Raw genomic sequence first — 592 nt, forward strand, 5'->3', positions numbered from 1 at the left:
TAAATAGGAAGAAGATATTGTATGACACGGCTATAACGGCAGCCGGTACATATACTCTTACAGATTCTGTAAAAAATTATTCAAAAGTATATGTAGTAATATCTCTGTACGACAATGGAAGTCAGCCATTCACGAACATAATTCCTGAAGAATTGTACGGAATCTCATCAAAAATCGGATTTCCACCGTTTAGCAATTCCTCATATTTTCTTGATACAAATATTCTTCTGTCCGGTAACACTGCAAAAATTACAAGTTTCCAAAAAGGAAGTGCAGTGTCTGGGGCTAGAATATTAAAAATAATTGGAAGTAACTAATTACTTTGGCGTTATTGTAAGAACAACCACTATTGGATTAGTCGATGAATTATATGTACTCTTTAAAGTGATTCCATTTTGTTTGATTTTCTCAATAGAGCATGAGCTAGTAATATCGCCCATTCCTTCGATAGTAACCTGTTTTATTGATATGCTATATCTATCTGGGTCAATTATATTGATTGGGCAAAACGGGCGAGAATACGACTGACCATATACGCATGGAGCTATCATTCTGAATTCATAGTCTCCGTTCAACAGCAACTTGCTATTTA

At 34.8% G+C, this 592-nt stretch carries 2 protein-coding genes; one reads left to right on the forward strand and one right to left on the reverse strand.

All coding sequences use genetic code 11. The features are described from left to right. A partial coding sequence (locus ACQRBH_RS17295; protein WP_427762692.1) for a hypothetical protein occupies nt 1-317 on the forward strand: 317 nt, incomplete at its 5' end. On the opposite strand, the gene ACQRBH_RS17300 is transcribed toward ACQRBH_RS17295, so the two are convergent. Continuing rightward, nucleotides 318-592, reverse strand: a 275-nt coding sequence (locus ACQRBH_RS17300) for a hypothetical protein (protein ID WP_427762693.1), incomplete at its 5' end; no start/stop codon positions are given. It lies immediately after the preceding gene.

The organism is Bariatricus sp. SGI.161 (assembly GCF_050313695.1).
Lineage (GTDB): Bacteria > Bacillota > Clostridia > Lachnospirales > Lachnospiraceae > JAFBIX01.